Raw genomic sequence first — 7,699 nt, 5'->3', positions numbered from 1 at the left:
GCCGCCGGCGGGTGCTGCTGCTGAATTCCACGTACGAGCCGCTGACCGCGCTGCCCATGCGGCGGGCCATCGTCATGGTGATCTGCGGCAAGGCCGACGTGGTGCACGACGACCCGGCGGGGCCGGTCATTCACTCCGCGACCAGGTCGATCGTGGTGCCGTCGGTGATCCAGCTGCGGTCCTACGTGCGGGTTCCGTACCGGGCCCGGGTGCCGATGACCCGCGCCGCGCTCATGCACCGCGACCGCTTCTGCTGCGCCTACTGCGGGGCCAAGGCCGACACCGTCGACCACGTGGTGCCCCGCAGCCGCGGCGGCGACCACTCCTGGGAAAACTGCGTCGCGTGCTGTTCGACCTGCAACCACCGCAAGGGTGACAAGCTGCTCGCCGAGTTGGGCTGGGCCCTGCGCCGGGCACCCCTGCCGCCGACGGGGCAGCACTGGCGACTGCTGTCGACGGTCAAGGAACTGGACCCGTCCTGGGCCCGATACCTCGGCGAAGGCGCGGCCTGAACAATCCCGCGTCCGAGTGTGCGGGTAGCTCACCCGGTGGGATACGGTTTGCGTCGTGAGCCTTGGAGAGATTCACCTGTACTTCATCGGAATCCCGCTGGCGCTGGTTGTGGTGCTGTCCCTGCTGGTCTGGCGGCGCAAGGGACCCCACCCGGCGACCTACAAGATGTCGGAGAAGTGGACCCACCCGCCGATCCTGTGGGCCGCGACCGACGAGGACGTCGGCGGCGCGCACGGTGGACACGGTGCGGCGGAGTTCTCGGTTGGAGGTGGCGCCAGTGGCACGTGGTGAGCTTGCGACGATCGAGCCCGGCGGGCTGCCCAAGGGGTCGGTAATCACCACCAGCGGACGGGTCTCGGGCGTGACCGAGCCCGGCGAGCTGTCGGTGCACTACCCGTTCCCGACCAAGGACCTGGTCGCCATTGACGACGCGCTGAAGTACGGCTCGCGGGCGTCTCGGGCGCGGTTCGCCATCTACCTGGGTGACCTGGGTAGCGACACCGCCGCGCGGGCCCGCGAAATCCTGGCCCAGGTGCCGACGCCCGACAACGCGGTGTTGCTCGCGGTTTCGCCCGACCAGAGCGCCATCGAGGTGGTCTACGGCTCGGCGGTAAGGGGCCGCGGTGCCGAGTCGGCCGCGCCGCTCGGGGTGGCCGCCGCCTCCTCGGCGTTCGAGCAGGGCCACCTGGTCGACGGGTTGGTCAGCGCGATCCGCGTGCTCAGCGCCGGGATCTCACCGGCCTAGCCGGGTGCGCCCGAAACTCGCGAACGTGCGCAGAATGCCGGGCTTTACGGCGTGTCGTCGCGCAGACACGCACGCTCGCGGGTCGGGTTAGCTTTCGCGCCGGCAGTCAAGGCGTGGGGTAGGCAGTGTTGATCGCCCGGGGTGCCAACCTCGGTTGTCGCCCGATAAACGGTTGGGTCGTGAGGTCGGCTGGGCCGTGATGGTCGGCAGGCTGATTAGTCGCCGTGGGGCGGCAGGCTTTCGTGTGCGCCGTAGAGCGGCCCAGCGCGAGCGGGCGGCAAGCTAAGTTGCGCCGTCGTGCGGCATAGCCGGAACAGCCGTCACCGCTCGCGACTGAGCCTTCCTCGACGATAGCGCTGTTCATCGAAAGGTTGTTGGGTTCGAAGCAGTCGATACGCCAGTCGGCAGGCGTGGCGGGCCAACGCGACACGGGCCTGTATGGGAGCCATACCCCGAGCTCGGAGTTCAGCGTCGCGGCCGGCAAAGGAGGGCGATTGTTGGGAAAGTCCCCAGGCGATGCCCATCAGGGCGTCACGATGCTCGGCCAAGCCCTGGCGGGAGATGCGCCCACGCCGGTTCAGCGTGGCCGACTGGTAGAGCGCAGGNTGGCCTATCAGCCGCCCGCGTCGAACTTCCGGGCTTTCAGCGACCGCTTGACGCCGGCCTGGCCTTCCAGCACCAGGCGCCGCAGCGCCGGCGGGATGTCCGGGTCGCCGAGGAACTGGTCGGCGGCCGCGATGGCGGCCTCGCTGATGTCCCAGTGGGGGTACAGCCCGATCACCACCGTCTGGGCGACCTCGCTGGATCGCCGCGCCCAGACTCCGGCGATCGCGTCGAAGTAGCGCGCCGTGAACGGCTTGAGCAGCTCGTGCTGCCCGGGCGGCGCGATGCCGGCGATCATCGAGCGCGCCGTGATGTTGGCCAGGGTGTCGTCCTCGACCACCGTGGTCCAGGTCTCCTCCTTGACCCGCAGCTGTGGCCGGGCGGCCGCGGCCTGGGCGGCGTGGCGCTTCCCGGCCGCGGTCGGGTCGCGCCGCACCTCGGCGTCGATGAACGGTGTCGCGGGCCCGTCGGCGTCGATCTCGCCGGCGGCGGCCAGCGCCGTCACCAGCCGCCAGCGCAGGTCGGTGTCGATTTCCAGGCCCGCCAGGCCGAGGTCGGCGGGGTCGTGGTCGAGCAGGTCGGCCAGCACCACGACGTGCCGCGTCGACAGCACCGACGTGCACAGCGTGTTGACGAACGCGAGCTGGTGGTCCGATCCGGGCCGCGCCGCGCGCGCCAGCTCCAGCAGCCGGTCGGCGAACTGCGGCCAGCCGTGCTCCCGCGCCCACCCCGGCTCGGCGTAGGACGCCAGCGCCGTCTGGGCCTGCAGCAGCAGCCGCTGCGCCACCCCCACCTCGGTTTCGGCCTGCACCCCGCCGGCGACCAGTGCCACGAAGTCTCGGGCGCGCAGTTCGGCCTCGCGGGTCATCTCCCACGCGGCCGACCACACCAGCGAGCGGGGCAGCGGCTCGGCGATGTCGGCGATGCGCTCCAGCGCGGTCTGCAGCGACCGGGCGTCCAGCCGCAGCGAGCAATAGGTCAGGTCGTCGTCGTTGACCAGGATCAGCTTGCCGCGCGAAACCCCCACCAGCGCAGGAACTTCCGTCTGGGGGCCCGCGACGTCGAGCTCCTCGCGGTGCACCCGCACCAGCTTGCCGGCGCCGCTGGAATCACTGTCGTCGTAGATGCCGACCGCCAGCCGATGCACCCGCGTCTCACCGGCACCGGGCTCGGCGCCGCTCTGGGTCACCCCGAAGCGGGTGAACCTGCCGTCGGAGTCGACGTCGAAGTCGGGCCGCAGCGTGTTCAGCCCGGTGGTCTTCAGCCACTGCCGGCCCCAGTCGGACAGGTCCCGGCCGGAGGCCTGCTCCAGCGCGGCGATGAGATCGTCGAAGGTGGCGTTGCCGTAGGCGTGCGTGCGGAAATAGTCGCGCAGCCCGGCAAGGAAGTGCTCCAGGCCGACGTAGGCGACGAGCTGCTTGAGCACCGAAGCGCCCTTGGCGTAGGTGATCCCGTCGAAGTTCACCTCGACTGCGGCCAAATCGGGGATCTCGGCGGCGATCGGGTGCGTTGACGGAAGTTGATCCTGGCGGTACGCCCACGACTTCTCGACGGTGGCGAACGTCGTCCAGGCCTCGGTGAATTCGGTTGCCTCGCTTTGGCACAACACCGACGCGAAGGTCGCGAACGACTCGTTGAGCCACAGGTCGTCCCACCACGTCATGGTCACCAGGTCGCCGAACCACATGTGCGCCATCTCGTGCAGCACCGTCTCGGCGCGCCGCTCGTAGGAGGCGCGGGTGACCTTGCTGCGGAACACGTAGTCCTCGAGGAAGGTCACCGCTCCGGCGTTTTCCATGGCTCCGGCGTTGAACTCCGGGACGAACAGCTGGTCGTACTTGCCGAACGCGTACGGCAGGCCAAAGTTCTTGTGGTAGAAGCCGAATCCCTGCTTGGTTTGGGTGAACAACCGCGCGGCGTCCATGTGCGGCGCGAGCGAGGCCCGGCAGTAGATGCCCAGCGGGATCTCGCCGTGCTCGTCGGTGTAGGAGTCTTTCCACTCGGCGTACGGGCCGGCGATCAGGGCCACCAGGTAGGTGCTCATCCGCGGCGTGGTGGCGAACGTGTGCACCCCGTCCCGCACCGACTCGGGGGCACCGTTGGAAATCACCTTCCAGTGCTTGGGGGCGACGACCCGCACGTCGAACGTCGCCTTGAGGTCGGGTTGGTCGAAGCAGGCGAACATGCGCTTGGCGTCGGCCGTTTCGAATTGCGAATACAGGTAGGTCTCGTCGTCCACCGGGTCGACGAAGCGGTGCAGTCCCTCGCCGGTGTTGGAGTAGCGGCAGTCGGCGTCGACGACGAGGGTGTTGCGCTTCTCGAGCGCGCCCAGCGGGATGCCGGTCGATTCGTCGTACCCGGACACGTCGAGCTCGCGGCCGTTGAGGGTGGCGCCGCGCACCGTCTCGGCGGCGAGGTCGATGTACGTGTCGGCGCCGGGCAGCGCGTCGAACACGACGGTCGTCGTGGAGCGGAAGGTACGTTCGCCGGGCGCGCCCTTGCCGTCGGTGACGTCGAGGCTGATCTGGTAACTGTCGACGGTGATCAGGGCGGCGCGTTCGACGGCCTGGTCGCGGGTGAGGTTAGGAAGGACCACGCGTCCAACTTACGTGCCGAGCAGGCCGGGAACACCCGCGAGCGGCCTACGGTTGTGCTTGAAGGTGTCTTGACCGACGAAAGGACTGCGCTATGCCCGAGAAGAACCGAGCCGACTTCTGGTTCGATCCGCTGTGCCCGTGGTGCTGGATCACGTCGCGGTGGATCCTCGAGGTCGAGAAGGTGCGCGACATCGAGGTGCACTTCCACGTCATGAGCCTCGCGATCCTCAACGAGAACCGCGAAGGCTTGAACGACAAGTACCGCGAAATGATGAAGCACGCGTGGGGACCGGTGCGGGTGGCCATCGCCGCCGAACAGGCCCACGGCGCCAAGGTCCTGGACCCCCTGTACACCGCCATGGGCACCCGGATTCACAACGAGGACAACAAGAACCTCGACGAGGTCATCAAGCTGTCGCTGGCCGACGCCGGCCTGCCGGCGGAGCTCGCCGAGGCGGCGCACAGCGAGGCGTACGACGACGCCCTGCGCAAGAGCCACCACGCCGGGATGGACGCTGTCGGCGACGACGTCGGCACGCCGACCATCCACGTCAACGGGGTGGCGTTCTTCGGGCCGGTGCTGTCGAAGATCCCGCGCGGCGAGGAAGCCGGCAGGCTGTGGGACGCGTCGGTCACCTTCGCGTCCTACCCACACTTCTTCGAACTCAAGCGGACCCGCACCGAAAAGCCCGAATTCGACTAGGTCGTTGGGCGGCACACCGCTGTGTAAGGATTGCGGGCATGCGTGTCTACCTCGGCTCTGACCACGCCGGATTCGAGCTCAAGCAGCACATCATCGCCCACCTCAAGGAAGCCGGGCACGAGCCGATCGATTGCGGCGCCTTCAGCTACGACGCCGAGGACGACTACCCGGCGTTCTGCATCGCCGCCGCGACGCGCACCGTGGCCGACCCGGACAGCCTGGGCATCGTGCTGGGCGGGTCGGGCAACGGTGAGCAGATCGCGGCCAACAAGGTGCCGGGGGCCCGCTGCGCGCTGGCGTGGAGCGTCGAGACCGCGACGCTGGCCCGCGAGCACAACAACGCGCAGCTGATCGGCATCGGTGGCCGCATGCACACCGTGGCCGAGGCGCTGGCGATCGTCGACGCCTTCCTCAGCGCGCAGTGGTCGAAAGCCGCACGCCACCAACGCCGTATCGACATCCTCGCCGAGTACGAACGCACCCACCAGGCGCCGCCGGTGCCCGGCGCGCAGGGCTGAGGGTGCCCGAGGGGCACACCCTGCACCGGCTGGCCCGGCTGCACCAGCGCCGGTACGGCGGGGCGCCGGTCGCAGTCTGCAGCCCACAGGGCCGGTTCGCGGCGGAGGCGGCCGTGCTGGACGGCCGGGTGCTGCGCCGCACCAGCGTGTGGGGCAAGCACCTGTTTCATCACTACGAGCCCTCGCGAGGCGGCCCGATCGTGCACGTGCATCTGGGCCTTTACGGCACGTTCACCGAGTGGGGGCGCCCCGACGGCGCGCCGCTACCCGAACCGGTGGGGCAGGTGCGGATGCGGATGGTCGGCGCCGACTACGGCACCGATTTGCGCGGCGCGACGGTGTGCGAACTCGTCGACGAGGGACAGGTGAGCGCCATCCTGGCCAGGCTCGGTCCCGACCCGCTGCGCAGCGACGCCGACCCGTCGTCGGCGTGGGCGCGAATCACGAAGTCGCGCAAACCCATTGGGGCTTTACTCATGGACCAGACCGTCATCGCCGGCGTAGGCAACGTCTACCGCAGCGAGTTGCTCTTCCGCCACCGCATCGATCCGTTCCGGCCCGGCCGGGAGATCGGGGAGGCGGAGTTCGACGCGGCATGGACCGATCTGGTCGCGTTGATGAAGGTTGGCCTTCGCCGCGGCAAGATCGTCGTGGTACTGCCCGAACACGACCACGGTGCGCCGTCCTACCTCCCCGAGCGGCCGCGGACGTACGCGTACCGGCGCGCGGGGGAAGCGTGCCGCGTGTGCGGGGGCCCGATCCGCACGGAGGTGCTGGAGGGCCGAAACGTGTTCTGGTGCCCGGCCTGCCAGAAGTGACTAACCCTGGACGCGCGCGATGAGGCCCAGCGCGGCGTAGACCTCGTTGCTCAGCGCGAGACTGCGCGGGTCCGCGTTGGACTTGGTGGCATCGAAACGATTCGCCACGTACGCGTAGCCGATCCGGTGCTCCAGGTCGACGAACCCGAACGAGCCGCCCAGCCCGCCGTGACCGAAGATCCGCGGGTTCGGTCCGTTGACGCGGCGCTGGTTGAGCATGTAGCCCAGACCCCAGCCGTGGTCGGCGACGCGCGGTCCCAACACCAGATCGGTGTCGAAGCCGCCCTGCGAGACCCGGACCAGTTCCATGTGCTCGCGACTGAGGAGCTTCTCCTGCGCGAGCGCGTTGTAGAAGGTCGCCAACCCCAGCGCCGACACCTGGCCGTTGGTGCCGGGGAACTCCAGCTCGCGCCACAACCGCAGGTCGTGCGAGCCCAGTTCGTCGTCGGGCGCGAATCCCATCGCGATGGACAGCCCCGCCTTGGGGTGTTCGGCCAGGCTGGTCGGGTAGCCGGGGGCCTGCGCCTCGGCCAGCAGGTCCCTGGCGTGCGGCTTGTTCACCCGCTCGGCGCAGCGGCGCTGCTCGGCGGCGGGCAGGCCGATGTGGACGTCGGCGCCCAGCGGTTCGGCCATCTCGGTGCGCAGGTATTGGCCGATGGTGCGCCCGGTGACGCGGCGGAACACCTCGCCGACGATGAAGCCGAACGTCGTCATGTGGTAGCCCTGTGCGGTGCCCGGCTCCCACCAGGGTTCGGCCGCGGCGAGTTGCTCGCAGACGAAGTCCCAGTCGGCGACGTCTTCCCAGCGCATCCGGGTGCGCGGCCCGATGACGCCGGAGCGGTGGCCCAGCACCATGGCCAGCGTGATGGCTTCCTTGCCCGCCCGACCGAACTCGGGCCAGTAGCGCGCCACGGGCGCGTGCAGGTCCAGCTCGCCGCGGTCGGCCAGCTGGTGCACGCAGGTGGCCGAGAGGCCCTTGGTGCCGGACAACACCGTCGTCAAGGTGTTCTGCTTCCAGGGCCGGGTGCCCGCGGCGTTGGCCCAGCCGCCCCAGAGGTTGACGACGAGCTCACCGTCGACCCACACCGCCACGGCCGCGCCGACCTCTCTGCCCAGCGCGAAGTTGCGCTCGAACGCGTCGCGGACACCGACGAATTTCGACGCGCACGAGCCGTGGATGTCGGCGTGGCGCATAGGCCCCC

General features: G+C 69.6%; 8 protein-coding genes. 6 read left to right on the top strand and 2 right to left on the bottom strand.

Annotated elements, in window-relative coordinates; all coding sequences use genetic code 11:
• The 3 genes from BN4348_RS45810 to BN4348_RS45800 form a co-directional block, all read left to right on the top strand.
• On the top strand, positions 1-512 hold a 512-nt coding region (locus BN4348_RS45810), incomplete at its 5' end, for an HNH endonuclease (RefSeq protein ID WP_066914233.1).
• A gap of 55 nt (positions 513-567) precedes the next feature.
• Entirely contained in the window at positions 568-804 is a 237-nt protein-coding gene (ctaJ, locus tag BN4348_RS45805; protein ID WP_066914230.1) for an aa3-type cytochrome oxidase subunit CtaJ, read from the top strand.
• Positions 791-1,258, top strand: coding sequence for a DUF5130 domain-containing protein (locus BN4348_RS45800; RefSeq protein WP_066914228.1), 468 nt, complete (start codon positions 791-793; stop codon positions 1,256-1,258). The genes ctaJ and BN4348_RS45800 overlap by 14 nt, the downstream gene beginning before the upstream one ends.
• A 613-nt stretch (positions 1,259-1,871) precedes the next feature.
• On the opposite strand, the gene pepN is transcribed toward BN4348_RS45800, so the two are convergent.
• The gene (gene pepN, locus BN4348_RS45795; RefSeq protein ID WP_066914226.1) at positions 1,872-4,457 is read right to left on the bottom strand and encodes an aminopeptidase N; all 2,586 of its coding nucleotides are present in this window, start codon (positions 4,455-4,457) and stop codon (positions 1,872-1,874) included.
• Between the two features lie 92 nt (positions 4,458-4,549).
• Between pepN and BN4348_RS45790 the strand changes: the two genes are divergently transcribed.
• Genes BN4348_RS45790 through BN4348_RS45780 form a run of 3 tightly spaced genes read left to right on the top strand, consistent with a single transcriptional unit; the run spans position 4,550 to position 6,497 of the window.
• Complete coding sequence (locus tag BN4348_RS45790; protein WP_066914224.1) at positions 4,550-5,161, top strand: Rv2466c family mycothiol-dependent reductase; 612 nt, start codon at positions 4,550-4,552, stop codon at positions 5,159-5,161.
• A gap of 38 nt (positions 5,162-5,199) precedes the next feature.
• Entirely contained in the window at positions 5,200-5,679 is a 480-nt protein-coding gene (locus BN4348_RS45785; protein ID WP_066914222.1) for a ribose-5-phosphate isomerase, read from the top strand.
• 2 nt (positions 5,680-5,681) lie between these two features.
• Positions 5,682-6,497 carry an Fpg/Nei family DNA glycosylase gene (locus BN4348_RS45780; protein ID WP_066914220.1) on the top strand — a complete coding sequence of 272 codons (816 nt, stop codon included), beginning with the start codon at positions 5,682-5,684 and terminating at the stop codon, positions 6,495-6,497.
• Here the strand turns inward: BN4348_RS45780 and BN4348_RS45775 are convergent, their stop codons facing one another.
• On the bottom strand, positions 6,498-7,691 hold the full coding sequence (locus tag BN4348_RS45775; RefSeq protein ID WP_066914218.1) for a serine hydrolase domain-containing protein: 1,194 nt from the start codon (positions 7,689-7,691) through the stop codon (positions 6,498-6,500).
• Between the last annotated feature and the right edge of the window lie 8 nt (positions 7,692-7,699).

This window comes from Mycobacterium interjectum (assembly GCF_900078675.2).
GTDB classification, from domain to species: domain Bacteria; phylum Actinomycetota; class Actinomycetes; order Mycobacteriales; family Mycobacteriaceae; genus Mycobacterium; species Mycobacterium interjectum.
The sequence above is the reverse complement of the archived record's forward strand: the minus strand, read 5'-3'. Positions and strand labels throughout refer to the sequence as shown.